Source organism: Nitrosopumilus cobalaminigenes (assembly GCF_013407145.1).
Classification (GTDB): Archaea; Thermoproteota; Nitrososphaeria; order Nitrososphaerales; family Nitrosopumilaceae; genus Nitrosopumilus; species Nitrosopumilus cobalaminigenes.
Genome location: NZ_CP026993.1, coordinates 862,227 through 885,565, shown reverse-complemented (window position 1 = coordinate 885,565; position 23,339 = coordinate 862,227). Strand labels below are relative to the sequence as shown.

Below are 23,339 nucleotides of genomic sequence, written 5' to 3'. Positions count from 1 at the left end.
GATAATTAAATTGAAATACATAATTTGATTGAAATAAGCAATTGGATAAAAAAAGTAAGAAACTAATTAAAATTAAAACCGAGGAAGAATTCAAAGAACTACTTTCACAAGGGTACATCGTAGTTGACAGAAGCGGGACTATCGCTATGGCGAAAAATGAAAAAGGGGAACTTGAAACAACAAAGAATTTTGGACATATTTTTTTAGAAAAAAACAATGAACGAATAACAGTTGATTGCTCAGAATTAGGTGCACTTTTTGCTTTACAATATAATCAATTTGCAAATATCGATGGAGTCTACATGGATAAAATTTCAGATCATACTGCCAAATCCGATGTTGAAATGTATACTTATGAGCACTTTGACAAGCGGCGAAAGCCTTGTGTTCATGTTGAAAAAATAAATTCAAAAAATTTCAAAAAAATAATTGATTTTCTTAAAGAATATGCAGATTCTGAAATTAAATTATATCAACAAAACAATTCCGGAAAAAACATGTTTAATTTATTTTCTAATGTATTGATACTTTATGAAAATAATGATGAAATTGATTGTGAAATAATTGATAAAAATCGTACTTCTATTCAAAAAATCTTGGAATTAAAAAACAAATCAAAAGAAATACAAAATTGTTTTGCATTCAGTTATTTCTATATTTATTCAAAATCCAATAAATCAAAATTTAGTCCTGATGTGTTTCTGGGTTGCATATTTTATGATTTGAAAAATGAAAAGACGATTTCATTCAATTTATCAAGTAGATATGAAAATGAACCTAATCCAAAAGTCAAGACTCCTGAATTATTTATCAAATCCTGTAAAATGTTACTTGAAAAATCATACCAGCAAGAAAATTTTCTAAGTATGATGCATGTATCTCTTTTTCATGCAAATTATACTCCTTTACCTTGGATGTATTTTTCTGCGCTATATCCATTTGAATACGAATCTGACAATGATCATACATCTCAAATTACTATTCCTGAATTTTTCTTATTTGGAATATCAAAGGAACTCAATACCGAAGATAGTTTTTACTATCAGAATGTAACTCAAAATTCAAGAGGAAGCGCTGTAATTCGTTTTGATCTTTTAGATGAGAAAAAAATCGATTATAATCTACGATTTGATGTTTCTAAAGGGGAGAAATTTTTACATATTGACTTTGGTCACTATGTCGATGGTAAAATGACCAAGTTTCTGGCTCATTACCCTCTAGATATGGATACGATACAGAAATTTAGCAAACGTTTGTTTGTTTCAATAATGTCTGCAGGATTTTATGATCCTGATTTTGGAAAAATTTTGAAAAATAAAATTAAAAATATCGCAGAAATTGTAAAACAATACAAAGAATTAAGCGAACCACTAAAAATTATGCATTTATCCGATGAAAAAGCAAAGTGGTTGGAAGATAATTATCTTTCTGAAGATTATAAAAAAATATTCAATGATGAATTTGTAAATGAGGTAAAATATAAGCAAATTTTGAAACAGTATCCTCATCTTTATAGTAAAAATCAAAAAGGTGAAATAGGTTTTTCACATGAAGGGTTAATGGTTGTAATAAGGTGTATCAAAGAAGAAAACATAAAGTTAAATTTTCTAGAGAAATATTATTCAAAACACAGTATTGATCATGATGAAAAATAGTTTTTTAAACAGAACCTTTTACTCTCTCATTTAAAGACAGTTTTGTTCCTCTAGCAATTTCAACATTAACCATATCAATAAATTCATCAGTCAATCGTTCATGTGCTTTTGAAGAAATCAAATTATGATCTCTTAAATAAATAATACAAGTGTTGATCATTTTTTCAATAATTTCTGCCCTCCATGTATCATCTTCTTCAACATGTTCAGAATATTTTCTAGTTTCACCTGTAGATAATTTGTACTTGCGAGATTTGTAATATTTTTGAAATAATACAGATAAGACACGTGTGAAGGATGGAATTTGTCTTTCTAGTTCATATTGTTTGTTAAGTTCAAGTTTTTGTTTTAGTAAATCTAATTGTGCTTTTTGTTCTGCATCATAAAGTACATCTTTGATTTGATTTTTATCGGCTACTTCAAAAAATAACTCTAGATCCATCAAACCACTTTTTACACTAGACCTCACATCATACCAAAAATCCGCAGTATCTTCATGATACTTTCCTTGTTTTTGTTTAAGACCAAGTAACTTTCGACGTTTGTCTTTGGTGAAAATTCCTCCATAATCATCTGTATGTATTTTGTATCTGGAATGGACATCTTTTTGCTCAATTTTAGATAGTTCTCGTCTATAATTGGCCATATATCTTACATATATCGTTAGAAATAGCCTATATTAAAATCTGTTTTATATTATTCATGGAGAAAAAATCCACAAAAACATGTGAACCAAGGACTACAAATTCAACGACCACATCATTTGGTCTGCGAAAAATCTCTAAAAACAATACAACAAACACAGTCACTCTTCCAAGAGTAGCACTTGAAAACTGTATTGATGGGAGAACCAAAAAGTTCAAGGTTGAACTAGTACAGGAAAAGGGAGAAAAATTCATCAAACTCTCTCCTTCAAAGGGAGATAAAAAATGAGTACTGAAAGCATCTCTTTTATCAAATGGGGTGAATGTCATTCCAAAAATCCTGACAAACCAGATGTACTTGAATGTAAAGTAGTAAAAACTGAAACAATGGATTCAGAATTAACTACAAATGTTCACGTACAACAAAGAATACATGATTCATGGGAAGACCGATTACTTCCACTAAAGTCACATGAATCACACAATAGTTCTCTACTAAAGTCCTGGAATGAACTAGTAAAACACAAAAAGATTGTTGCAGATACAAAATTCCAACTCAAAACATACTTGGGATTATCTAAAAACAATCGTCCAATTAGAAGATCAGAGATTATTCTCTGACTTCTTTTTCTTTTTTATCATGGCTACAAAACAAGACTTGCTTGATCAATTACAAGCATTAAAAATATTCCCAAATACCAAACTTGTCAAAGAACTTCGTTTTCAAATTAAAAAGAAGTTAGAAAAGATAGATAGAAAACAAAAACCTCTGATTAAAAAAAGAAAAGCAAATCTTACACGTTCTGGAAAGTTAAGACGATATCACAATTACATTAGACAAATCAGAAATAATTTTCCCGGATTAAAGTACAACCAGATTCGCTCTCAACTATCCCAACGACGTAGAGGAAACCAAGTATCAATACCTGATGCAATATGGCAGAATCCTTCCCCGTAACAGAGTGCCGGGATTTATCCAAGGTCTACACCAAAAGGCCTCAAAATCGCAACTCTGCACATTCTAAATTACGACAAATTCATGCCTTAGACACTGAGACCTACAAAGGAGATATCTTTCTAATTGCGGACTCTGATGGGCGATATTTAGACAAAATCACACCTGAATCCGTGATAAAATGGCTATTTTGTAAAAAATATCACGGTTCATGGAACTTTTTCTATAATCTATCCTATGATGCCGAAGTTATCCTCAAACTGCTAGGCTCAGAACTGTATCGATATCGCTTCACTGGAAAATTAGATTTCTGGTGGGGGGATTACCATCTAGAATATTTTCCTGGCAAATCTCTTCGAATCAAGAAAGGTCATCATTCAGTATTGTTTTTTGATATAATGCAATTCTTTGGAGGTTCTCTAAGTAATGCATATCAGAAAAACATTGGAGAATTATCTTCAGAATATCTCTCTATGAAAGAAAAGCGTAAAGAATTTACATTACGATTTTACAATCACAACAAGAAAAAAATTAGAAACTATTGTATACAAGATTGTAAATTTACAAAAGAATTATCTGAAAAATGGATTACACTATTTAGCAATGCATTTTCATTTTATCCTGCCAAATGGACCAGTGCAGGATATTTGGCAGAAAAAGTTCTGATCAACAATGGGATCAATCTACCTAGATTCGTTGATACTCCTTATCCAATTCAAGAGTTAGCATTCAAGTCATATTTTGGAGGACGAATTGAATTAATCAAGCGAGGATACATTGGCAAGGCCTATCTTTATGATATCAACTCTGCATACCCTGATGCCATTGCCCACTTTCCAGATTTATCTAAAGGTAAATGGATTAAAAGAAAATCAATACACGCAGATACAAAGTTGGGATTCTTCAAAGTATTATGTGATATTCCAGATGATAGTATAGTGGCACCATTCCCATTTAAAACAAATAATGTCATATTGTACCCTTCAGGGAAATTTGTAACGTATTGTACGTTATCAGAACTCCAAGCCTGCAAAAAAAATCTTTACAGGATTCTTGAAGGTTATCAATTTATCAGTACATCTGATATTTATCCATACAGAAAATTCATTCAATCTTTGTATCAAAAAAGACAGAAACTAAAGAAAGAAAATAATCCATTAGAGCAACCAATCAAAATTATCTTAAATTCAATTTATGGGAAGACTGGCCAAAAGATCAATGGTGTAATGGGGAATTTGTTTAATCCTGTAATGTTTGCATTCATCACAGGGTATACTCGTGCCAAATTGTACGAATTTGTGACTAGAAACAGGCTTGAGGGAGACATTGTGGCCTTTGCGACTGATTCAATCTGTACTACCAAGAAACTGAATTTAGATTCTAAACGATTAGGCGATTTCTCATATGATGGTGAGAGTCAAGATACCTTCTATTTACAAAATGGATTCTATCGATTTAACGGGATTTGGAAACAACGTGGTTTGGGACGATTAGGGTCTAAGGAAATTGAACACTTGGATACATTTGAAAAAGACGGGAAATTATTTTACAAATTTAATGTGTTGAGAAATTCTAGATTACGTTCAAGCATACTATCAGATAGGATACAAGACATTGGAAAGATTGCACCAATAACTAGAGAAGTTAATCTTAATGCGGATAGGAAAAGATTGTGGTTGGGTACAATTGAATCAATTGATCAAAAGGAATGTAATGATTCAATGTCTATTTCATTAAATTATATACAAAAAATTACGATCTAATATATTAAAGTATGAGTTTATGTAAAATTGTGGAATTAAACTTAGGTTCAAAAATTAAACAAATTCCTTCATATGTACAAAAACTTCCTGTAAAAATAAATCGAGAAATATACAATACATTAAACATCAAATGGATTCTAAAATTAGTTTATGAGGATAAAACCCCTCATAATGAAATTAAAAAGGATGCCCTTGAACGACCTGCTCGCTATTTGATATCCATTCCATCTGTAGCTGTCAGTGCATTTGCATTCTTATTTGCCCTGATTGTTTACGCGCCTTCAATATTTTATAACGAATATGTTGTTTTTGCATTTTTGGGAGTAATTTTTTATCCTATTATTTTTACTTTAGCTCCAATACGATATTTCCTTTCCCCTACGACAATATCGGCAAGAGTATTCTTTGATGTAAATGGCACCATGAAAACTGTAGTTGAATTTAGATGGGTAAGTAAAGTTTTGATGGCATCCATTCCAATAATGATAATATTTGCAATGATGGCCTTGGTGTTGGGTTCTTATGATGTACAACTATCTGAAAATGATTCGTTATATTTACGAACAATTTTCCTTGTTATTACATTAGCATCTGCAATTATTTCATTATCTGCAATTTGGAAATTTTTAATGCTGTTGATTTACACTGATTATAGGTACTATCTGGCAAAATCGAGTTTAGAATTAAGCTTACATTTGGAAAACGAATTTGAGAAAATTAATTATTTGTATTTCGGGATTAATTCTTACAACAAATATTTGCGCAGGGTCATGAAATTACAAATTCAAAAGACTGATGAGGTTGTTTCACAAATAATTTCAAATTCGAATGGTTCAATGAATGACAATATACAAGAAATTTATGATTCATTTGATCTAAATAATGTAGAATTAATTCAAATATTAAAAAAGAAATACCCTACAAATGATTCTAAAGATGATGTTCTAACTGGAATCTCTTTCAAAGATAAAGTCATAGAGTGGAGTCCTCTTATCGGAATAATTATTTCAGTATCTGTATCTCTCCCACAAATTGCTTCGATAATTATTACACTTTATCCGGAATTATTTGAACAAATTCAACCTTGACTTAATTTTGAAATAGTTTACTTAAACAGAATTATTATCATTTCGAGACTTATCTCCAAAAACTTCCATCAACTCAGTAGTTTTGATGAATCTATCCGAACTATGTCTTCTAACATAGATTGCACCATTAGTTACTGAATAGATCTTGCTTTTTCCTTTAGGAATTTTTATCACAATTATTCGTGGATTCAAATCGGCTTCTTCTATTTCAAATTCTATGGGAGGATCACATTTGTCTGCAACCATTCTGCCAAATCTATTTTTTACATCTTCTACTGGAACATCATATCCCAGTATAGAACAATCATCAGATACTCCAACAAGAATTACGCCCCCCTCTGTATTGGCAAAAGCAACTACTGACTTCATGACATCATCTGCATGTTTGAGCACTTCCTTGAATTCCACTGTTTCATTTTCTCCCCCATTAATCCAGCCTCGAATCACATCTTCAGGAACCTCTTTTTCTACTGCTTCTTCAGACATTGCCCAACTTACAGTGTAATCAAAAAAATCTAGAACCTCATCAGTTTCCTTTTCTTTTATCACTGCAAGAATTTCTTTAGGGATATCCTCACAAGACATTTCAGAAATTCCATTTTGTATGCGTGATGAAACCTCTTGTTTCTTTTCTGTGTAAAACTGACAGACTAATTTTGATTCATCTAATAATTTTGAATTAATTTCTACTGAAATTTTATTTTTTCCAATTCTAAGTTTCTTTATTCCTACCCGATAATCAGGTACATCTATAATCAATTTATTTTCATTTAACCATCCTCCTTCTCTTCCTCCATGATGCAAATCAAACAAATCAATTATTGCCCTAGATGTATTTGGAAATGGAGGGAGGTTTTTCCCCGAAACTAGGGCATAAGGATCTCTATTTCGATCATATTCTAATTGAGTTTCTGCACCTAAATGAGGAAAATCACTTTTTACATAACCGTGAGATGAATTACTTGGTCTAGATACAAAATCCCAGTTTTGTTTCATTGATGCACTGACAGTAATCTCATTAATTTTTGATGAACCGTTTTTCAGTAAGTTTGATAAAAATTCTATAAACTCGCCACGTTTTTTGATTAACTGTGTAATGATTATATCATCATAGTTTTTTGTAAATTCTTCAGGTAAAGGATCTCCTTTACAGAGATAATCAATCCTTGCAAAATAGAGATTATTAGAATCAGTTAATTTGTCAACTGCTAATCGAATGAGAACATCTTCATATTGATTGATAGTGGGAATTTTTTCTAATTCAGAAATTATTGTATCGTTGTTTATCCCATTCTTTCTTTTGTCTTGGACATTCATAACTTATGATTTGTAAAGTGATTTCTAAACTCTTCTACAAAACACCCTCAAATTCTACTCTTTTTGATACAATCGTGCCTGAGTAAAATCTGAGCCATCGATTTATTCAGGGTTTGACGCATGAATACTCGTAAACGTAATTGTAACATCTTAAACTACAATATTGTTTATATGCAATTTTTTGGCAAACCCTATGTTGAGAAATTCATATTTTCTTCACTTGACAGAGTTTCAGATTTCTAGTGTAAACTCTATGATTTCTCAAAAGAGGGATATCTAATGGGTAGACCTCTAGGCGTTTCATTTCTAGGAGTTTGGTATATTCTTGAAGGGCTGACCTTGTTTGCTCTGGCAATTGGGGTTGGATATATTGCAAATAGTATGATGGGTAATTCATTTCTTGGTGGAATTGGTCAATTTGCAGGTTGGATTGCATCTGCAATAGTTATTGCAGCATTAATCGAGTTTACAATTGCTGGTGCATTGTTCAGCGGAAGAAGTGGTGGTAGAGTAATTGTAATCATTCTTGCAATAGTTAATTTGATAATTCAACTAATGACACTATTTGGAGGAAATGTATTTGCAATTGGATATATCGTGATAGATGTAATAGTTCTATTTTACATGTGGAGACCACATGTAGTAGATTACTTCAAAGGACGTAGTGATTATGAGCGATGTGTATACTGTAATTATTTAGCAGAAAACGGTAAAGAACTGCATAATCATCATACGACTTGCGAAAAAAGAAAAGCATATCATTCCAGACCAAAACAATCACAATCTGCTAAAGCATATGTCAATCCTAAAGATGATGATCTAAGTAATTTAGGAATTCTAAAAAGTAGACTAGCAAAAGGTGAGATTACAAAGTCAGAGTATGATGAGTTAAAGGGGGAATTTGAGAAATGATGCAATATGTCAATATGATTGGCACTACTGAATTGCTAGTTTTGATTTTATTTGTAATTCCAATAATTGTAGTTATCGCAATTGTAGCAAGCAGAAAATCAAAAAACACATTTCAAGAAGACATGTCTGATTTACAATCCAATCCCCCTGTAACTGAAGAGAATCCTGATAAAATCAAAAATGATCAAAACAACAATTCATTGAATATTCTAAAAACTAGATTGGCAAAAGGCGAGATTACAAAAGCAGAATACGATGAGTTGAAAAAAGAATTCCAATAGAGCCCTGTTTTCCATATAATCGTGCCTGAGTAAAAGCTGAGCCACCCATAATCGCAAAACCATCGTGCCTGAGTAAAAGCTGAGCCACCCATAATCGCAAAACCATCGTGCCCGAGCAAAAGCTGAGCCTCTCACGATTATTACCATAATTGTGTCATATCGGAGTATAATCGCATTAACTCGGGATATTATCGTATTCTATCGGAGTATGATCAAAAGTAATCATATAGTAATTGCAGATTATTCTAACTATTTTTACAACCACAATTCTTGCAAAATTTTCCAGTTATCAAATGTCTGCATTTTTCACAACGATTTCCTTTCTCAAACATTTTTTCAACTGATTGTTGTCCTATATTGAAATCATGGAGAATTTCCTTTTTTGATTTATCTTGTTTTCCGCATTCTGAGCAATAGTTAGAGTATGCTTCTAATTCATGACCGCAATAAGAACAAAATGTCATAATTTTGATAAATTTTGTGTGAACTTAAGCATATTGGAACTCTTTTTTCATAGAACCAAAACTGATTTTCTCTTAAATTCTTAATTTACAGTATGTCTTGAATAATTTGTGAGAAAATTACTATTATTTGCAATACTTGGCATTGTAATTTCTAGCATTTCAATTACCTCAATTTCTGCACAATCTCAATCAGAGATTCCTGCATGGGTTAAAGGAGTGGCTGATTATTGGGTAAAAGGGAATATTTCTGATAGTGATTTTGGAGAATCTATCTCATTTCTAATTGAGCAAAATATCATAAAAGTTGACATGCCAAATCAGGATAATTCTATTTTACAAAAAAAGGTAAACAACCTAGAAACTAGGATTTTAGATTTAGAATCTGAAAATAAAAATCTAAAAACAGAAAATGCAAAACTAAATGATTTACTAGATGATCTTTTAGGAACTAGTTCATCTGATTCGTACTCTGATTATTTAGAAAATGGATGTCACAAAAATAATCCGTATCTCTGGTCTGATGGTTACTGCCATAGTACGGTAGAACCTGATTGTCCTGTAAACAAGCCATACTATTGGTCTAATGGATTCTGTTACAATTCGCCTGAATATCTATCAAATGGTTGTCACAACGACTATCCGTATCTCTGGTCTGATGGGTTGTGTTATACAATAAAAGAATCAAACTATAATCCACCAACTGATGATGCACCAAAATGTGACCCATCATATCCTGATGTCTGCATCCCACCATATCCTCCAGACCTAAACTGTGGGGATATTGGATATTCTAATTTCCGAGTAATTGGAAGTGACCCTCATGGATTTGATAGGGACAATGATGGAATCGGTTGTGAATCCTAAAATCTAATTTGAAATGAATTAATCATGTGTCCAGTGATTGTGATTTCTGTCACAATTCTGGCATTTACAACACATACAATCATCTCTAAATGCCTCTCTTGCAGAATCTATTACGTTTCCCACTCGAACTTGATTTCTTTTACTCAAACTAAGCAATAACATCAAAACTCCTCCCACAACGCCTACAAAACCTGCAATCAATGCAGGGTTATCGGACATTCTATCTGCACGCAACTCTGGCACTCCGACATAGTGGATTAGTAAAATTCCAATTACTAAAGAGATAGCACCAATAACTGCTAACTTTGGACGTGCTCCTCCTTTTTTTCTATTGTAGTTGTTATGACGATTGTTTCGTCTTTTCTTAAAACCCAATAATTATCTGGATTTTGTGTGAACTTAAGCATAGTGGAAATATTCTTTTTGAAAATGAAAAAAGGCTAGGGATACCAAACCCATAGCCCCAGAATGTCATGCGAAATAAAAACAGAAATCTGTCATCCTATGAATTAATCGTGGTCTTCTTGCGAAGTCCAATCATATTCTTCATAGGATTCAAATTCTTCTGAATTTTTTTCCATGGGGTATATTGAACCTTCAATAATATAACAAGATCCTAAATGTTCCAAAAATGAAAATCATCTAGTACCGTCTAAAATCCTGCCTAGAAAGGAGGCATTCTATTTCAAGATGAACCTTATGAAGAAAATTTCCTGAATCTAAAAGTAGACAAAAGAGAAACAACTCCAATAAAAATAAAAAAAAGACATCCAATCGCGCCAATGAGAATTTTATCTCTGTCTCTACTACCTGGTTCTGAAAAGGATTCAGAAAACATCAATAAATTTACCATATAAAAAAATAATAAACTCGCAACAATAATTACACTTGAAGAAATCACTAATGCCTTCCAAGTTTTCATAAGATATTTTCATTTTCAGATGATTTAAAGTTAGAAATGGATTTCTAATTACCTGTCTGTTTTAGCGCCTAAACGGGGGGCATTCTATTTTTATCGATAAAGAATAAACTATATTCCTCGGAATAAAACTAATCAATGAATGACTTGTAATTGTGAGAATCATTTAGATCAATTTACTTGCTCAGGCATAGATTGTAACGTATGTGTGTTGGGTGAGGAGAATTTTATTGAAAACCCTGTAGCCCCTGAGGAAAGATACTGTCTTGATTGCGCAAAGAAAAAAGCAGGATTTACTGATTTAGAACTAGGACAATTAATGCTGGCAAACCAAACAAAGGATTTTGGTTGTGATGATAAATGTTAGAATTTCATTCAACAACAAGCCTCAAAATCCAATTATTCAGAATTTAATTCCTTGTCTTCTATTTTCTTAATCTCTTTTTCTATTTTTTTAATATTCTTTTTCCAAATTTCAATATATTTTTCAATTTTTTCAAGTTCTTTTTTAGAATCAGAATTAACTAGAGATTCCCTTTTCTCTAAATGTTGATTTAATCTCTTTTTAGAATCATCTAGTTTCTTGTATTGCATTTCTAGGACTTTTTTTGTAATAAAATTCATAGATATTCAGTTCTTTAATTTAGAATATTAAACTTAATCTCTTAGATGAATGGATTTTTGATCAACCCATTTGACAAGAGAACTACCAATCCTACAACCGTTCCTCCGGCGACAAAAATTCCTGCTAATACCATTGCATCACGTTTATCCATTTTGAACAATTTTTGAATTAAGAATTTGATATAATATCCTTCTTGATTTCCTGAAATGTTTGTGCATTTGAACAAACACCTGTTTGTGCATTTGAACAAACACCTGTTTGTGCATTTGAACAAACATTCTTCACGTCTATACTCGCCAAAATTGCTCATTATACACCATTCAATGACTCTCATTACCACTCATTACCAATAGTATATATACCAGTGATGTAGTCCTCAAACTATGAGTACACAATCTCAAAACAACGATGCATTTGCAATGTACACGCAAAATGTTCAGAAATACTTTGAAAATGTTACAAAACTAACCCCACAATATTTTCAATCTGCAACAGAATTGCAAAACGAATGTATGAAAACTTGTCAAAAAACAATTAACGCTACAGTATCAATGCAACAAGAATTTGCAAAGAAAGCAGGAATCAACACTGAAATTCCAGACTCTGCAAAAACTGCAATCGTTGATACCAACAAGCAATTTGTTCAAGCAAGTACAGTTAATAATCAAATGGTAAAAACTGCCTTTGAAGCAACTGTTCAAAATTTCAAAACATTTAACGACAACGTTAATGCATTTGCTGAACTAAACAAAAACATTATCCAAACCTGGGTAACTCCTTTCACACAAACAAAATAGTGTGATTGATTTTTCTTTTTTATTTTTTTAGAATACAAATTCATGAAATTTGATGATTACTCATCAAATCTCACGGTGTGTTAGGTAATTTGTCTTTCAAAATTTCTATTTAACCCCGATGGACGATTCATCAGTGAGTTATCGCAGTTCTGCAGTACCCCTATTAGTTTGGTAACTTCCCGCAGCACTGCCAATGGCTACTGAAAACAAATCACTTGGGTCAATACCTGTTTGCTCCGTACTGATCTTTTTTGATTTCTTGTCACTCCAGACAAAAAAGCCTGCAGCAATTGCAATGCCTGCGCCAGAGGCTGTATACAAAATTGGAATTTGCCCTTCTTCTGGTGGCCTATTTTCTGGCCTATCATCCGTAACAAGAAATGACTCTGTTCTTCCACTGCTTTCTTGAACATATCCATCAATGACTATGGTACCATCATCCTGGGATTCTATTGAGCGAATGGAATACTCTTCTCCATCTCTCTCAAATGACACAGAAATGTCTCTGTCTTGACAAACTCCGCGGTATACGGTGCAGATTCCCATGGAATAATTTGTGATAACTGTGCCTGAAAATCCATATTCTTCTGCCTCACTCATCTTTCCTGTAGGATCAAACATCGATTCCCAACTAGATAGTGACAGTTCTAACCCTGATGCGTCTAGAATACTCAACTCTAGAACCTGCATGGCCTCTGAGTCTGAGAGATACTGTTTCAATTCAGGCATTTGTGAAACTGCTGCCATTGGAGAGTTGATGTCTATAATTCCATATTCTGTCTCTATTGGAACTTTATCTAATATCTCAAATCCTCTCCATTGTGCATCCAGTACATTATCTGAAATGAAATGACCTTTCATGGTTGGCTGTATTGTAATCTTGTATTCTATTGATACTGATTTTACCTGTGGAGTTATAGTAGCCGAATATTCTCCTGATACATCATCAACTATAACAAATGATTTTTCTGCTAATTGTAAGTTTATTTTCTCAATTAAAACAGCAGCATTTTTAGAATCTAAATCAAATAATATTTTTTGCTGTACATCGCCAAATAGTTCTGCTAGTCTACTGTCTTCAGAATATTGAATTGATATAATTCTTGTAAATGTGTATACTGGTGAAAATTCTTCAGAACCTTTAGGGATTGCAACATCTAATTGAACTGCATGGGCTGGTACTACAAATGAAACTAGAACCAACATTAGACTAATTGTAACATATTTCTTATTCATACCATAAATTGTCTCTTATTCTATAAAACAAGAATAAGAAATTATTTTCTTTGGGAAAACGTTTTCCATTTTTTATATCATTTTTACATTACATCCTCATGCGAAAATACACAATCCTTTCAGGACTGTTTGTTGTAACAATGATGGTTACATTATCACAACCAGCATTTGCACAGTATGATGTTCTGGAAAAAGGACTATACAATGAGATGGAAACTGCAAAAAACAAAGTAGAGATTGCTACAAAAGATGGTGCTAAAGGTTCTGGTACTCCATATTTTGCTGCTGATGGTGTCTTAGGTGCATCATTACTCTCAGGTGGAATATTTGGAGGGATTGCTGCAACTCTTTTCATCAGAGGCAAAAAAGGAAAATATGCTGCAATCGGACGGGGATAATTCCCCTCTTTTTGTACCTAAAATGACTCAATTATTTAAAAGAAAAATTTTTTCTCATAAATAGGAAAATGTAGCATTTCTTAAGTATCATTTTCACCTATTGTATGGTAATGCCAAACCAGTTCTCTCAACTATTGTGCATGGATACAATAAGAAATGCAAATAATCATCTAGAGCCAGGACAACGAGCTATGCTTGCTTGTGAAAACAAGCTTCCAAAGTCCACTGTAAAGGCCGCATTGACGATTCTAAAAGATCATGATTATGCACTTTGGATTGAACTCCACGAACACAACCTAGCTGAAAAGATTATTGGAATTTATTCAGATCCAGTAAAGCGCCATATCTTGTTGTTAATTGATAGCCCCATATCGAAAGACGAGATGTTAAATCAATGTGGTGCATCGCAATCTTCAGCTTATCGAAAGTTCAATGAGTTGTTGCAAGATGGCTTTATTTTGCCAGTTGGATACACTAAATCTACAAAACGTGTCCGTCTATATGACAAGATAATCTCAAAGGCTGAGTTTAGCGTATCTACAAAAATAAGTCAAATACGACTTCAGGTAAATTTATCGCGTTTACCAAAACTTCCAATAGGAGAGCCCATATATCCATGACCTCAATGGAGACTCTCCTAGCCACTTCTTTTGAGAAAAAGTTTTACGATTTTGTAGACAATGATGATGTAACAAAAATCAAAGATTCAGTGTTTGAAAAATACCATATGACCTTATTATCCTCTATCAAAGATTTTGAAAAATTCCAATCAATTACAGCACAAGTTTTAGGTGATGATGGAACTCCTATAATTAAAAAAACACTAGATGCAATTTGTACATTACAATCAAAATCTGAACACACCGTAGAAATCAAAGACGAATCAATCAAAAATGCAATTTTAACTTCCTTTGAGGATGATGTGAAAAAGCAAATCCTAGACATTGCATTTGACTATCCTCTCACAATCTGGGAGATTGCCTCACGAACTAATCTTGAACCAAGTATTGTGTCTGAGAATATCTCATATCTGATATCTCACGGATTACTTGCAACTAGTGATTTGACAGATTTTGAACACAACAAAAAATACTGTTCAGTAATTGATAATTTTTCAGTCAAAACTGAAGGGGGCCAATTTCAGATGTATGTTACAATAAATGAAATTACAAACTCTGATCCTCTAAAGATAATTTCCTAGGCTCAGAATCTTCGATGCCCTTATTTCCAAGCGATCAGAATCAGCATTAGGTATGGTAAAAAATTACTGGGAAAAAAAATTCAAAAAAGAACTTGTTGAAGAAGAAGACAAGCTAAAACAAGAAGTTGCAGATGCTGTCAGAAAGAAACTGGCTGAATCTTCAGAGTCTGACAATGAATCTTAATTCTCATAAACGTACAATCCATTGCTATCTAAATCTAAAGAGTGCACATTCTCATCATGTTCTACTCCTCGTAATTTTTTAATTCGTATGGTTCTCTTCATCTGATTATTGACAATTTGATTGTCTAATTGGATGATTCCTGAGGTTACAAATGATTCAGGTGGTATGCTACCCTCAGAATTTTCTGAAACAAGTAATGATGTGACATTAAAATTCTCTACTGATTGAATCATTCCTTGTAATCCTTGTCTCATGTGGAATTTATCAGAATACTGCATTCCTAAAATGGAGATAGAATCAACAACTATCCTTTTAGCTTTGATTTTTTTAATGCTGTTTAAGATGAATTTGTTCAAATGTTCGAATGGTATTTGCTCTGCTCTATACAGAGAATCATCTTTGCCTACGACTTCGTCTTTGATTTTAAATGGTCTCAAGTCTATCAATAATATTTTCCCTTTCTCTATCAAATTTTCAATGTCCCATCCAAACGATTTGCAATCATTTTTGATTTCATTAATTCCTTGTGATAATGAAATGTATACTCCTGGTTCATCAAACTCTTTTGCACCCGAATAAATGAATTGTAATCCAAATGTGGTTTTTCCACTACCTGGTGGCCCTGAAACTAGAACAGAACTGTTCTTTTTGATACCTTCAGATAATGTTGAATCAAATCCTGGAATTCCTGTTTTGATTAACTTTGAGTTTTGTTTTTTATTTTGAATTATTTGATTTTTAAAAGTCGTTACATACAAAACACTTCCGCAAACCCCTACAATGGTGGCAATAATCTCGCCAGCTGCCAAATATGTTGTACCTACTAGCGATGCTAGTAATACTCCAGAAAATACCATTTGAGGATGTGATCTTTTCTCTTGTATAATTTTGATTTGTGGTCTGGGTTCTTTTTGAACTATGATAGGTTTTTCTCTGATTTCATTTTGCACTATTGGAATTTTTTTGAAGCATTTTTCATGAAACCAAAATTCATTTTTTCTTATTGATTTTTCAGTTAATCCTATTTCTAAATCACAATGATAACATTTTATCAGATCTTCAGATAGAATGTTTTCAATAATTTCCTCCTTCACTGGCTCTTCAAAAATAGGCTTGCATAATTCTATCATTCTTTCAATGTATAGGAAATCTGACTTTGGTAATTGAGCATTTTTTTCTAATTTTTCAATAATGTATAGAGTTCTTCCTTGATCTCCATAATCCATTTCTAGACTATCTTGAAGCTTTGAAATGATTTCAGATGATTCCAATACTTCTTTTTTGATCTTTTTTCAAGTAATCAGTTATGAATAACCAAAATTCTCTTAGATGTCAAAAATTTGCACGATCAATTTCAGATTTTTCTTAAAAATTGTCTATTTTGTATCTTTGATAGACTAAACCAAAAAAACAGTATGAGTGAGAATATTACACCTAGATGGATATATCGAAATTGACTACTAACTTCACTATATGATGACTAGGACTTTCTCATTCTTGGCCATTATGGTGATTTTATTTACTTCTATCTTTGTTTCTTTTTCTTATGCTTCTGTGGAATCTGAGGCACAGGAGGATCTTATGGCTGGATGTAGAGATGATCAAAGTCTAGTTTACCGCTCTACATATCTTGATTTTATCTGTGTAGATCCAACCACTGCTGAAAGATGGGCAGAATTAGGTATTGCTGAAATTGTTCAAAATTCTACTTCTACTGAGAAGGATGAATCTGAAATTGATATTGCATCATATGAAGAAAAATATCCTGGTGCCCCTCCTCCACCACCAGTGAAATCACCTGAAGTAAATTATACTTCTGAATGTAGAGGTGGCCAAGTTTTGATATATCAATTTTCATATCGAGATACGATTTGTGCAAATATGTTTACAGCCCTAACTTGGGAGCGATTAGGAATGGCTGAAATTGTTGAAACTGAAAAACCACAAGACCATGTTCTTGAGATTGACCCTGGTGATGTTTTTACAGTAACTGATTCTGTTGAGGATGAACAAACTTTACCTGTTGAGGATGAACAAACTTTACCTGTTGAGGATGAACAAACTTTACCTGTTGAGGATGAACAAACTTTACCTGTTGAGGATGAACAAACTTTACCTGTTGAGGATGAACAAACTTTACCTGTTGAGGATGAACAAACTTTACCTGTTGAGGATGAACAAACTTTACCTGTTGAGGATGAACAAACTTTACCTGTTGAGGATGAACAAACTTTACCTGTTGAAAATAATTTGATTGATGATTCTGATTTTCCAAAAATTCAACGAATTGCAGATGGCATTTGGTCCATTATTGATTTTGATAAATCTTCTAGCATATTCATTGAGGGCGAGAATGGAATAATTGTAATTGATTCTTTGAATTCGTATAAATCCAACGAAAAAGCAATAACTGAATTTAAAACAATTTCTGATAAAAAAATAAAAAGTATTGTTCTGACTACGATTAGCCCTGAAATTGTTTCGGCATTAACTTCATTTATCAAGGAAGGTGATAGTTCTGTTGAGATAGTTCTCAGTGAAAAATTATTGGATATTTATACTCACGATCATGATTTGTCTTTAAAAAATATCATCATTTATGAATATGAAATTTCATTAAACGTGTCTAATGTTCTAATTGATATTGTTACTGAAACTGAAGTTGGACTTGCTCAAACATACCTTTCTCTACCAAGACATGATGGAATATTAGTTGGGAATAGTAACTATGGCGTATTCCCATTTATTTTGAATATTGATTATTTACCCTTCTTTAATACTGAATAGATGAAAATTTATTTCCGATAACCCTTAATACTTGACCTATTACAAATAGGTTGACCTAGATATGGTGAGTCAAATCCAGCCTAACTCTGAAGTACATGGGCGTGAACGAATTGTTTTTGAAATAATAAAAAAAAACCCTAACTTACACCATAATGCACTGCTCAAAAAAATTGTTCCAAAATTTATGGCAAAAACAACTTTTGAAAAGACTCGAAATTCTTTATTGGATAAAGAAATTATTTTCGTCAAAAAGCAAGGCAATATGAAATTCTATTTGCCTGAAAATAACTATGATGAAAAAATTCAACACCGCATAGAGCAAAAAACAAACAATTCATTTCATGATTTAAAATTACAAATTAAACGATTAAACACTGATTATCCTCATAAAGACATTGATGAAAAAATCAATCTTGCTAATTCTATTTTGCAAAATTTGATATTTACAGATAATGGATTTACTTTTTTAGATTCCATCAAAAATCCTAAAAAAACCCTTTATCGTGATGAACATTTGATGATACAACAATTAATCTATCAAGTATTTGAAATAATCAAAAAAGATCATGACTTTGAGATTATCTTTCCTTCAATTGCGAATAACATGATGTCTTTAACTCCTTAATTATTTGATAAATGTACAATTATCTAGTTATTTATTCAGCTACTTTTTAGTAAAATCATGGGATTGCTGTATACCAAATTTTACATGGATTTTGAAGAAGATGAATGGAATCAAATTTCCAATAATCCTATAGTATTCCAAACAATCAAAAATGATGTAAGTTTAGAAATTGAAGATACTTCTCACAAATCTTACAAACTTCGATTTAAAGAAGGAGGGAAAATTCACATGTTCAGGGTAGTTGGAAAATTTCGTTTAACGTGGGATGATGATGATATATTATGACTTTACAAGATGAAATAAAATCTGTTTTGGATGATTTTGAGAATTCATCATCTGAAAAAATATTTAAAATTCTAAATCAGATCAAACCTCATTTTAAAAATGAATTAATTTCTGAATATCTGGAGGGAAAAATTCAGAAAATCTTAGATTCTCCTGATGAGGTTGAGAAAAAGAAGCAATGCAAGGCACTAACGCCTTATTTTGATTGGTATCTGCAAGGTCTGTAAAATCACTCTGAAAAATTATTAATTTTATCTAATGCAATTTTGATTGTACTGAGATCTTTTCGTGCTTGTAACATGTCTCCTACTAATTTTACAAAATATTCATAACCTGTATCTTCAGCTTTGTGAATGTCTGCTTCATAACATGATAGGGCCTTTTCTAAAAATGACTTTTCTTCAAATATCTCATCAGTATTTTTGTTATTTTCAAGATTGTCGATGATTTTTTTTATCACTTCGTTGATTTTTGGAACTGTTTTTCTTGCTTGTTGATTCAAAACTGATGCAAACATTGCTGCTGACTCTTTTAATTCTGGACTGTCGTTTAGAGTTTTTAATCTATTTTTGTAATGATTCAGAGATTTTAAAATAATTTCATAACCTCCTTCTTCTTTAAGGTATACTCCTCCAAGCCATATTTTTTCAGTCATTTCTTATTGTGTAATTCAAGTTGTATTATAATTTGTTCTTGATTTACCACTAGTATGAATTCTACTTATTTTTAATATATTAGAAAAACTTACTGTATACTATGCAACTGACAAAAGAATTTGGAATGACAAAACTTGCAGCTAGTTGCCCTCAGTGTAATGTTGATACAGTATATTGTGGCATGATACCAACTGAAATCAAATCATTAACAAACAAGGAAGTACTATTTTGCAAGAGCTGCAAATTTGTAATTGCAGTAGATGAATACAAGAACATTTTATCCCAAGCTTAAACATCTACATGTTCTTTCATTTGTGGCTCATTTTTGCCAATTATGTATAGTAGAATTCCTGCTAGAAAGACACCCATTCCACTAATGCCTCCAAATGTGCCTGTATTTTTAATAAACCTTAGAACTGGATCTGTTTGACCTAGTTCAATAGAGTAAAACATTATCAAACCTGTAACAAACATGCCAATCCCTGTAATTGCAATGCCTACACTCATTTTCATAAAACAACTGTATTTTTCTAATTAATAAATAACAAGAATGTTCGTTTCACTGTTCATTGTAAACCCTTTTAATTAATTGAAGTTGAATTTTAGCATGTTCACAATGATTCTTTTCATGGCAATTGCATTTTTACTTACAATTCCATTATCCTCAGAAATATTTGCTCAAACTACCTATGATGTAAATATTCCAACGGGGGCTGCCAATCCAAATGCTCCCTTCTTCTGGCAAAGTGAAAAAGATGGCAGCACAACAGGAAATGTGGATATTCTAGTTGGTGATACTATTATTTGGAAAAATGCTGATTCTGCTGCACATACAGTAACTTCTGGAATTGTCTCTGAAGGACCTGATGATATTTTTGATAGTAACTTATTTGGTCCTGGAAAATCTTTTTCATATACATTTACAGAAACCGGTGATTATCCTTACTATTGTCTTCTTCATCCTTGGATGGATGGTACTATTTTGGTAACTGAAGGATATTCAATTGTCCCAAATGTTGGAAAACTAGTAGGTAATGGTGAAACATACTTTGATGTAGAATATGATTTTAATCGACTGTTGGCAAATCCTGAAATTAACGAGGATGAAAAATCCATCAGTTTTGAAATAATTGGTGATGCACAATCCGATATACATGATTTAGAATTAAGACTTCATTCAGAATTAATTGATGGGAATTTTGTAATTTGGATTGACGGTGAAAAAATTTCTAATTTTGAGCAAACAAAAGATGGTGATCTTAACATATTGTATGTCTCATTAGAACCTGATTCCGAACTGCTAACAATTATTGGAACTTCTGTTGTTCCTGAATTTGGGTCATTAAGTATGATGATCCTTGTAACGTCAATAATTTCCATGCTTATTCTAAGCCAAAAATCAAAAATCAAGTTCTAAGTCCAGATTTAGCCTCCGAATCTCTCTACAAATCAAGTATTTCATTCATAATCTTAATCACCTAAAATTCATTTTTGTGTGAATTCTTTTTGAAAAGTTATTTTTACTAGATTCAATCAAAAATTAACTGTAGCAAGGTGACTCAATTACAACATCTCTCATTATCTCAAACTATTGAACAAGTTGATGCACTAATTGACAGTGGCAATGGTGATGCGGGACGATTATATCACATTTTAGAATTCTTAAAAAATAATAAGCCATTATATCACTCTGACAAAGTTTATCTTGAAACTAAATTAAATTCTTCCTTTTCTGTAAAAGATGAACCTATAGAAGAAAATGAACTTTTACCAAAAATTAAAGAATTAATTGACAGTGGCAATGGTGATCCTGGCAGATTACAATACATCTATGATACAATTCAAAATAATAAGCCATTATATCATTCAGATTCTGTTTATTTGGAATCAAAACTAAATTCAATTGAAATTACAGACACTCTAAAAATCACTCTTCCAAAAACTACACTTAAAACAGAATCACCTAAACCTAAACCCGAAATAATTCCTCCAAAACCTACACAAATTATTGAAGAAATCAAAACATCTCTTAAAGTTAAAGGAAGTATGCCAAAAGGTTGGTCTCCTGAAGATAAACCTGAAGAATTAGAAAAAATCACTAAAAATATATCTGAAGAAGAAAAGAAAATTAAAACTCAAGAAAAAATTAATCAAGAAATTAATCTACAACGTTCTAACTTGTCTCAATTAATTTCTCATAGAAAAGAAAACGAACAAAAAATCACTCAACAAAAATCTTTACTTGAATCCCAAATTAAAGAAGAACGAATTAAAATTGAAACTCAAACAAAACTTTCAAATGAAATTATAATCCAAAAAGAAGAACTTGACAAAGTAAAAAAAGAAAGAACATCTATAATTAAAAAAATTGTTGCTGAAAAAGCAAAAATTTCAAAAGATTTACTCTCACAAAAAAGACAACTTGTTCAAGCTCAATTAGAACAAGAAAAAATTGAAAAACAGGTTGCTCGTGAGCAAGATTTATTGGCAAAAATGGCCTCTGAGCAAAAATCTAGGTTGGTAGAACAGGCACAGATTGCTCATGAAATTGCGTCTAAGCAGAAGGAATTAGAAAAAACAAAGCAGGATTTTGATGATATTGTTTCCCAAGTAAATGAAGAAAAAGCAAAATTTGCAGAATCTGAAAAACTCAAAAAATTGATAAAATCACAAGAAAAAGATTTGATAAAAGCAAAAGAAGATAGATTGAAATTAATCAATACAATTGCAGCTGAAAAAGAATTAATTACCAAAAAGACTGTTGAGGAAAAAGCAAAATTGAAATCTCAAACAGAGTTAACTAAACAACTCAAAAAAGAAGAAAAAACATATGATTTGTTAAAAAAACAACGTGAGAAAATTGAAATTCAAATAAAAAATAAAAATCAAAAATTAAAAGAAAAACAGCAGAAATTAAAAAAGAAGATTGCTGAAAAAGATAAAAAACTAAAATCCATTACTAAAAAAATATCTTCAAAAAAACCTATTAAAAAATCAACAAATAAAAAGACTGTCAATAAGAAATAATTATCTAATTTTAATTGTTATTTCTTCCCCAAATCCTATTGGGGATGTAATTGTTCTGAGACTATCGTTCTTTTTAATATAATCTGAAAATTTTTTCATATCTTCCCTGTATTTTTCTGGATATAACATGTTGTCAGTTATAATGACTCCTCCTACTGGGACCATGGGAAGAATTAAATCAAAATATTTTTTTGTATTTTCTTTATCTGCATCAATTAACACCAGATCAAAATTCTCTTTTTTATTCCTAATGTTCTTTAGAATCTCCATTGCGTTTCCTTCCTTAATGTCAATAGCTTTTCCCACGTTAGCTTTCTGAAAATTTTTTCGGGCCCTTTCAATTTTATTGCGATTTCTTTCAATTGTAGTAATTTTTCCTGAATTTTCCAATATGGCCTCAGCACACCAAATTGTTGAATACCCTACTGACATCCCGATTTCAAGCATATTTTTTGCATTCTTGAGGCGTAAAATCATATTTAGTAACTCTCCTGTTTCTTTAGTAATTGCTAACATTCTGTCTTCTGGATTGATATCTACCATTCTATTTTTTTCTAAGTTTGACTGAATTTCTAATTCATTGAGAACATTTGAAATTATTTTGTTCATTTTTTAACAATAAATTTTGAGATTTAATAATGTCTCTTTATTTTGTT

General features: G+C 31.7%; 33 protein-coding genes. 22 read left to right on the top strand and 11 right to left on the bottom strand.

The genetic code is table 11. The features are described from left to right. The first annotated feature begins 41 nt into the window (after positions 1–41). On the top strand, positions 42–1,655 hold the full coding sequence (locus C5F47_RS05450; protein WP_179360101.1) for a hypothetical protein: 1,614 nt from the start codon (positions 42–44) through the stop codon (positions 1,653–1,655). 4 nt (positions 1,656–1,659) lie between these two features. Here the strand turns inward: C5F47_RS05450 and C5F47_RS05445 are convergent, their stop codons facing one another. Then, positions 1,660–2,301 (bottom strand): hypothetical protein, encoded by a 642-nt coding sequence (locus C5F47_RS05445; protein WP_179360100.1) that lies wholly within the window; start codon positions 2,299–2,301, stop codon positions 1,660–1,662. A 56-nt stretch (positions 2,302–2,357) separates the two neighbouring features. On the opposite strand from C5F47_RS05445, the gene C5F47_RS05440 reads away from it, so the two are divergent. Genes C5F47_RS05440 through C5F47_RS05420 form a run of 5 tightly spaced genes read left to right on the top strand, consistent with a single transcriptional unit; the run spans position 2,358 to position 6,105 of the window. After that, positions 2,358–2,588: a hypothetical protein gene (locus C5F47_RS05440; protein WP_179360099.1), complete on the top strand. Its 231-nt coding sequence runs from the start codon at positions 2,358–2,360 to the stop codon at positions 2,586–2,588. Next, positions 2,585–2,920, top strand: coding sequence for a hypothetical protein (locus C5F47_RS05435; RefSeq protein ID WP_179360098.1), 336 nt, complete (start codon positions 2,585–2,587; stop codon positions 2,918–2,920). Before C5F47_RS05440 ends, C5F47_RS05435 begins: the two co-directional genes overlap by 4 nt. A gap of 19 nt (positions 2,921–2,939) precedes the next feature. Further along, positions 2,940–3,257: a hypothetical protein gene (locus tag C5F47_RS05430; protein ID WP_179360097.1), complete on the top strand. Its 318-nt coding sequence runs from the start codon at positions 2,940–2,942 to the stop codon at positions 3,255–3,257. Further along, a complete protein-coding gene (locus tag C5F47_RS05425) occupies positions 3,236–5,017 on the top strand; it encodes a DNA polymerase (protein ID WP_179360096.1) in 1,782 nt (593 codons plus the stop codon). The genes C5F47_RS05430 and C5F47_RS05425 overlap by 22 nt, the downstream gene beginning before the upstream one ends. Before the next feature lie 11 nt (positions 5,018–5,028). Beyond that, the gene (locus C5F47_RS05420) at positions 5,029–6,105 is read left to right on the top strand and encodes a hypothetical protein (RefSeq protein WP_179360095.1); all 1,077 of its coding nucleotides are present in this window, start codon (positions 5,029–5,031) and stop codon (positions 6,103–6,105) included. Positions 6,106–6,126: 21 nt separating this feature from the next. On the opposite strand, the gene C5F47_RS05415 is transcribed toward C5F47_RS05420, so the two are convergent. Next, entirely contained in the window at positions 6,127–7,422 is a 1,296-nt protein-coding gene (locus tag C5F47_RS05415) for an AlbA family DNA-binding domain-containing protein (protein WP_179360094.1), read from the bottom strand. A gap of 279 nt (positions 7,423–7,701) precedes the next feature. Here C5F47_RS05415 and C5F47_RS05410 point away from each other — a divergent pair, with 279 nt between their 5' ends. Together C5F47_RS05410 and C5F47_RS09625 are read left to right on the top strand one after the other, a co-directional pair. Then, positions 7,702–8,334: an SHOCT domain-containing protein gene (locus C5F47_RS05410; protein WP_179360093.1), complete on the top strand. Its 633-nt coding sequence runs from the start codon at positions 7,702–7,704 to the stop codon at positions 8,332–8,334. After that, positions 8,331–8,615, top strand: a complete 285-nt coding sequence (locus C5F47_RS09625) for an SHOCT domain-containing protein (RefSeq protein ID WP_218841250.1) — start codon at positions 8,331–8,333, stop codon at positions 8,613–8,615. The genes C5F47_RS05410 and C5F47_RS09625 overlap by 4 nt, the downstream gene beginning before the upstream one ends. 245 nt (positions 8,616–8,860) lie before the next feature. Here C5F47_RS09625 and C5F47_RS05400 read toward each other — a convergent pair whose 3' ends face one another. Then, entirely contained in the window at positions 8,861–9,079 is a 219-nt protein-coding gene (locus tag C5F47_RS05400) for a zinc-ribbon domain-containing protein (RefSeq protein ID WP_179360092.1), read from the bottom strand. Positions 9,080–9,187: 108 nt separating this feature from the next. Between C5F47_RS05400 and C5F47_RS09620 the strand changes: the two genes are divergently transcribed. Continuing rightward, complete coding sequence (locus C5F47_RS09620) at positions 9,188–9,943, top strand: hypothetical protein (RefSeq protein ID WP_218841249.1); 756 nt, start codon at positions 9,188–9,190, stop codon at positions 9,941–9,943. 18 nt (positions 9,944–9,961) lie between these two features. On the opposite strand, the gene C5F47_RS05390 is transcribed toward C5F47_RS09620, so the two are convergent. Further along, positions 9,962–10,318, bottom strand: coding sequence for a hypothetical protein (locus tag C5F47_RS05390; protein ID WP_179360091.1), 357 nt, complete (start codon positions 10,316–10,318; stop codon positions 9,962–9,964). A gap of 322 nt (positions 10,319–10,640) precedes the next feature. After that, on the bottom strand, positions 10,641–10,865 hold the full coding sequence (locus tag C5F47_RS05385; protein ID WP_179360090.1) for a hypothetical protein: 225 nt from the start codon (positions 10,863–10,865) through the stop codon (positions 10,641–10,643). 139 nt (positions 10,866–11,004) lie between these two features. On the opposite strand from C5F47_RS05385, the gene C5F47_RS05380 reads away from it, so the two are divergent. Continuing rightward, positions 11,005–11,229 (top strand): hypothetical protein, encoded by a 225-nt coding sequence (locus C5F47_RS05380; protein WP_179360089.1) that lies wholly within the window; start codon positions 11,005–11,007, stop codon positions 11,227–11,229. 32 nt (positions 11,230–11,261) lie between these two features. Here the strand turns inward: C5F47_RS05380 and C5F47_RS05375 are convergent, their stop codons facing one another. After that, the gene (locus C5F47_RS05375) at positions 11,262–11,486 is read right to left on the bottom strand and encodes a hypothetical protein (protein WP_179360088.1); all 225 of its coding nucleotides are present in this window, start codon (positions 11,484–11,486) and stop codon (positions 11,262–11,264) included. Between the two features lie 384 nt (positions 11,487–11,870). Here C5F47_RS05375 and C5F47_RS05370 point away from each other — a divergent pair, with 384 nt between their 5' ends. Beyond that, positions 11,871–12,284: a hypothetical protein gene (locus C5F47_RS05370; protein ID WP_179360087.1), complete on the top strand. Its 414-nt coding sequence runs from the start codon at positions 11,871–11,873 to the stop codon at positions 12,282–12,284. Positions 12,285–12,422: 138 nt separating this feature from the next. Here the strand turns inward: C5F47_RS05370 and C5F47_RS05365 are convergent, their stop codons facing one another. Next, complete coding sequence (locus C5F47_RS05365; RefSeq protein WP_179360086.1) at positions 12,423–13,520, bottom strand: hypothetical protein; 1,098 nt, start codon at positions 13,518–13,520, stop codon at positions 12,423–12,425. 98 nt (positions 13,521–13,618) lie between these two features. Here C5F47_RS05365 and C5F47_RS05360 point away from each other — a divergent pair, with 98 nt between their 5' ends. The 4 genes from C5F47_RS05360 to C5F47_RS09785 all read left to right on the top strand — a co-directional run bounded on the left by C5F47_RS05360 (position 13,619) and on the right by C5F47_RS09785 (position 15,303). Beyond that, a complete protein-coding gene (locus tag C5F47_RS05360) occupies positions 13,619–13,918 on the top strand; it encodes a hypothetical protein (RefSeq protein ID WP_179360085.1) in 300 nt (99 codons plus the stop codon). Between the two features lie 110 nt (positions 13,919–14,028). Beyond that, complete coding sequence (locus C5F47_RS05355) at positions 14,029–14,538, top strand: hypothetical protein (RefSeq protein WP_179360084.1); 510 nt, start codon at positions 14,029–14,031, stop codon at positions 14,536–14,538. Continuing rightward, the gene (locus tag C5F47_RS05350; RefSeq protein WP_179360083.1) at positions 14,535–15,119 is read left to right on the top strand and encodes a hypothetical protein; all 585 of its coding nucleotides are present in this window, start codon (positions 14,535–14,537) and stop codon (positions 15,117–15,119) included. Before C5F47_RS05355 ends, C5F47_RS05350 begins: the two co-directional genes overlap by 4 nt. Before the next feature lie 52 nt (positions 15,120–15,171). Next, complete coding sequence (locus C5F47_RS09785; RefSeq protein ID WP_281361064.1) at positions 15,172–15,303, top strand: hypothetical protein; 132 nt, start codon at positions 15,172–15,174, stop codon at positions 15,301–15,303. Here C5F47_RS09785 and C5F47_RS05345 read toward each other — a convergent pair. Next, a complete protein-coding gene (locus tag C5F47_RS05345; protein WP_246271038.1) occupies positions 15,300–16,574 on the bottom strand; it encodes an RAD55 family ATPase in 1,275 nt (424 codons plus the stop codon). The genes C5F47_RS09785 and C5F47_RS05345 overlap by 4 nt on opposite strands. A gap of 310 nt (positions 16,575–16,884) precedes the next feature. Between C5F47_RS05345 and C5F47_RS05340 the strand changes: the two genes are divergently transcribed. The 4 genes from C5F47_RS05340 to C5F47_RS05325 all read left to right on the top strand — a co-directional run bounded on the left by C5F47_RS05340 (position 16,885) and on the right by C5F47_RS05325 (position 19,227). Beyond that, the gene (locus tag C5F47_RS05340) at positions 16,885–18,090 is read left to right on the top strand and encodes an MBL fold metallo-hydrolase (protein ID WP_179360082.1); all 1,206 of its coding nucleotides are present in this window, start codon (positions 16,885–16,887) and stop codon (positions 18,088–18,090) included. 61 nt (positions 18,091–18,151) lie between these two features. Continuing rightward, positions 18,152–18,715, top strand: coding sequence for a hypothetical protein (locus C5F47_RS05335; RefSeq protein WP_179360081.1), 564 nt, complete (start codon positions 18,152–18,154; stop codon positions 18,713–18,715). A gap of 57 nt (positions 18,716–18,772) precedes the next feature. Beyond that, positions 18,773–19,000, top strand: a complete 228-nt coding sequence (locus tag C5F47_RS05330; protein ID WP_179360080.1) for a hypothetical protein — start codon at positions 18,773–18,775, stop codon at positions 18,998–19,000. After that, on the top strand, positions 18,997–19,227 hold the full coding sequence (locus C5F47_RS05325; RefSeq protein WP_179360079.1) for a hypothetical protein: 231 nt from the start codon (positions 18,997–18,999) through the stop codon (positions 19,225–19,227). Before C5F47_RS05330 ends, C5F47_RS05325 begins: the two co-directional genes overlap by 4 nt. Positions 19,228–19,229: 2 nt before the next feature. On the opposite strand, the gene C5F47_RS05320 is transcribed toward C5F47_RS05325, so the two are convergent. Continuing rightward, a complete protein-coding gene (locus C5F47_RS05320; protein WP_179360078.1) occupies positions 19,230–19,655 on the bottom strand; it encodes a hypothetical protein in 426 nt (141 codons plus the stop codon). A gap of 101 nt (positions 19,656–19,756) precedes the next feature. Between C5F47_RS05320 and C5F47_RS05315 the strand changes: the two genes are divergently transcribed. Then, a complete protein-coding gene (locus C5F47_RS05315; RefSeq protein ID WP_179360077.1) occupies positions 19,757–19,948 on the top strand; it encodes a hypothetical protein in 192 nt (63 codons plus the stop codon). Here the strand turns inward: C5F47_RS05315 and C5F47_RS05310 are convergent. Next, complete coding sequence (locus tag C5F47_RS05310) at positions 19,945–20,169, bottom strand: hypothetical protein (protein WP_179360076.1); 225 nt, start codon at positions 20,167–20,169, stop codon at positions 19,945–19,947. The two genes, C5F47_RS05315 and C5F47_RS05310, sit on opposite strands and share 4 nt — an antisense overlap. Positions 20,170–20,263: 94 nt before the next feature. On the opposite strand from C5F47_RS05310, the gene C5F47_RS05305 reads away from it, so the two are divergent. Both C5F47_RS05305 and C5F47_RS05300 read left to right on the top strand, forming a co-directional pair. Beyond that, a complete protein-coding gene (locus tag C5F47_RS05305) occupies positions 20,264–21,073 on the top strand; it encodes a plastocyanin/azurin family copper-binding protein (RefSeq protein WP_246271037.1) in 810 nt (269 codons plus the stop codon). Between the two features lie 137 nt (positions 21,074–21,210). Further along, positions 21,211–22,683: a coiled-coil domain-containing protein gene (locus C5F47_RS05300; protein ID WP_179360075.1), complete on the top strand. Its 1,473-nt coding sequence runs from the start codon at positions 21,211–21,213 to the stop codon at positions 22,681–22,683. On the opposite strand, the gene C5F47_RS05295 is transcribed toward C5F47_RS05300, so the two are convergent. Beyond that, entirely contained in the window at positions 22,684–23,292 is a 609-nt protein-coding gene (locus tag C5F47_RS05295) for an O-methyltransferase (protein WP_179360074.1), read from the bottom strand. Positions 23,293–23,339: the final 47 nt, after the last annotated feature.

Excerpts from the sequence above, each read along its gene's own strand:
- C5F47_RS05445 (WP_179360100.1), bottom strand. The coding sequence starts at position 2,301 with ATGGCCAATTATAGACGAGAACTATCTAAAATTGAGCAAAAAGATGTC.
- C5F47_RS05440 (WP_179360099.1), top strand. The coding sequence starts at position 2,358 with ATGGAGAAAAAATCCACAAAAACATGTGAACCAAGGACTACAAATTCA.
- C5F47_RS05435 (WP_179360098.1), top strand. The coding sequence starts at position 2,585 with ATGAGTACTGAAAGCATCTCTTTTATCAAATGGGGTGAATGTCATTCC.
- C5F47_RS05430 (WP_179360097.1), top strand. The coding sequence starts at position 2,940 with ATGGCTACAAAACAAGACTTGCTTGATCAATTACAAGCATTAAAAATA.
- C5F47_RS05425 (WP_179360096.1), top strand. The coding sequence starts at position 3,236 with ATGGCAGAATCCTTCCCCGTAACAGAGTGCCGGGATTTATCCAAGGTC.
- C5F47_RS05420 (WP_179360095.1), top strand. The coding sequence starts at position 5,029 with ATGAGTTTATGTAAAATTGTGGAATTAAACTTAGGTTCAAAAATTAAA.
- C5F47_RS05415 (WP_179360094.1), bottom strand. The coding sequence starts at position 7,422 with ATGAATGTCCAAGACAAAAGAAAGAATGGGATAAACAACGATACAATA.
- C5F47_RS05410 (WP_179360093.1), top strand. The coding sequence starts at position 7,702 with ATGGGTAGACCTCTAGGCGTTTCATTTCTAGGAGTTTGGTATATTCTT.
- C5F47_RS09625 (WP_218841250.1), top strand. The coding sequence starts at position 8,331 with ATGATGCAATATGTCAATATGATTGGCACTACTGAATTGCTAGTTTTG.
- C5F47_RS05400 (WP_179360092.1), bottom strand. The coding sequence starts at position 9,079 with ATGACATTTTGTTCTTATTGCGGTCATGAATTAGAAGCATACTCTAAC.
- C5F47_RS05385 (WP_179360090.1), bottom strand. The coding sequence starts at position 10,865 with ATGAAAACTTGGAAGGCATTAGTGATTTCTTCAAGTGTAATTATTGTT.
- C5F47_RS05380 (WP_179360089.1), top strand. The coding sequence starts at position 11,005 with ATGACTTGTAATTGTGAGAATCATTTAGATCAATTTACTTGCTCAGGC.
- C5F47_RS05375 (WP_179360088.1), bottom strand. The coding sequence starts at position 11,486 with ATGAATTTTATTACAAAAAAAGTCCTAGAAATGCAATACAAGAAACTA.
- C5F47_RS05370 (WP_179360087.1), top strand. The coding sequence starts at position 11,871 with ATGAGTACACAATCTCAAAACAACGATGCATTTGCAATGTACACGCAA.
- C5F47_RS05365 (WP_179360086.1), bottom strand. The coding sequence starts at position 13,520 with ATGAATAAGAAATATGTTACAATTAGTCTAATGTTGGTTCTAGTTTCA.
- C5F47_RS05360 (WP_179360085.1), top strand. The coding sequence starts at position 13,619 with ATGCGAAAATACACAATCCTTTCAGGACTGTTTGTTGTAACAATGATG.
- C5F47_RS05355 (WP_179360084.1), top strand. The coding sequence starts at position 14,029 with ATGCCAAACCAGTTCTCTCAACTATTGTGCATGGATACAATAAGAAAT.
- C5F47_RS05350 (WP_179360083.1), top strand. The coding sequence starts at position 14,535 with ATGACCTCAATGGAGACTCTCCTAGCCACTTCTTTTGAGAAAAAGTTT.
- C5F47_RS09785 (WP_281361064.1), top strand. The coding sequence starts at position 15,172 with ATGGTAAAAAATTACTGGGAAAAAAAATTCAAAAAAGAACTTGTTGAA.
- C5F47_RS05340 (WP_179360082.1), top strand. The coding sequence starts at position 16,885 with ATGGCTGGATGTAGAGATGATCAAAGTCTAGTTTACCGCTCTACATAT.
- C5F47_RS05335 (WP_179360081.1), top strand. The coding sequence starts at position 18,152 with ATGGTGAGTCAAATCCAGCCTAACTCTGAAGTACATGGGCGTGAACGA.
- C5F47_RS05330 (WP_179360080.1), top strand. The coding sequence starts at position 18,773 with ATGGGATTGCTGTATACCAAATTTTACATGGATTTTGAAGAAGATGAA.
- C5F47_RS05325 (WP_179360079.1), top strand. The coding sequence starts at position 18,997 with ATGACTTTACAAGATGAAATAAAATCTGTTTTGGATGATTTTGAGAAT.
- C5F47_RS05320 (WP_179360078.1), bottom strand. The coding sequence starts at position 19,655 with ATGACTGAAAAAATATGGCTTGGAGGAGTATACCTTAAAGAAGAAGGA.
- C5F47_RS05315 (WP_179360077.1), top strand. The coding sequence starts at position 19,757 with ATGCAACTGACAAAAGAATTTGGAATGACAAAACTTGCAGCTAGTTGC.
- C5F47_RS05310 (WP_179360076.1), bottom strand. The coding sequence starts at position 20,169 with ATGAAAATGAGTGTAGGCATTGCAATTACAGGGATTGGCATGTTTGTT.
- C5F47_RS05305 (WP_246271037.1), top strand. The coding sequence starts at position 20,264 with ATGTTCACAATGATTCTTTTCATGGCAATTGCATTTTTACTTACAATT.
- C5F47_RS05295 (WP_179360074.1), bottom strand. The coding sequence starts at position 23,292 with ATGAACAAAATAATTTCAAATGTTCTCAATGAATTAGAAATTCAGTCA.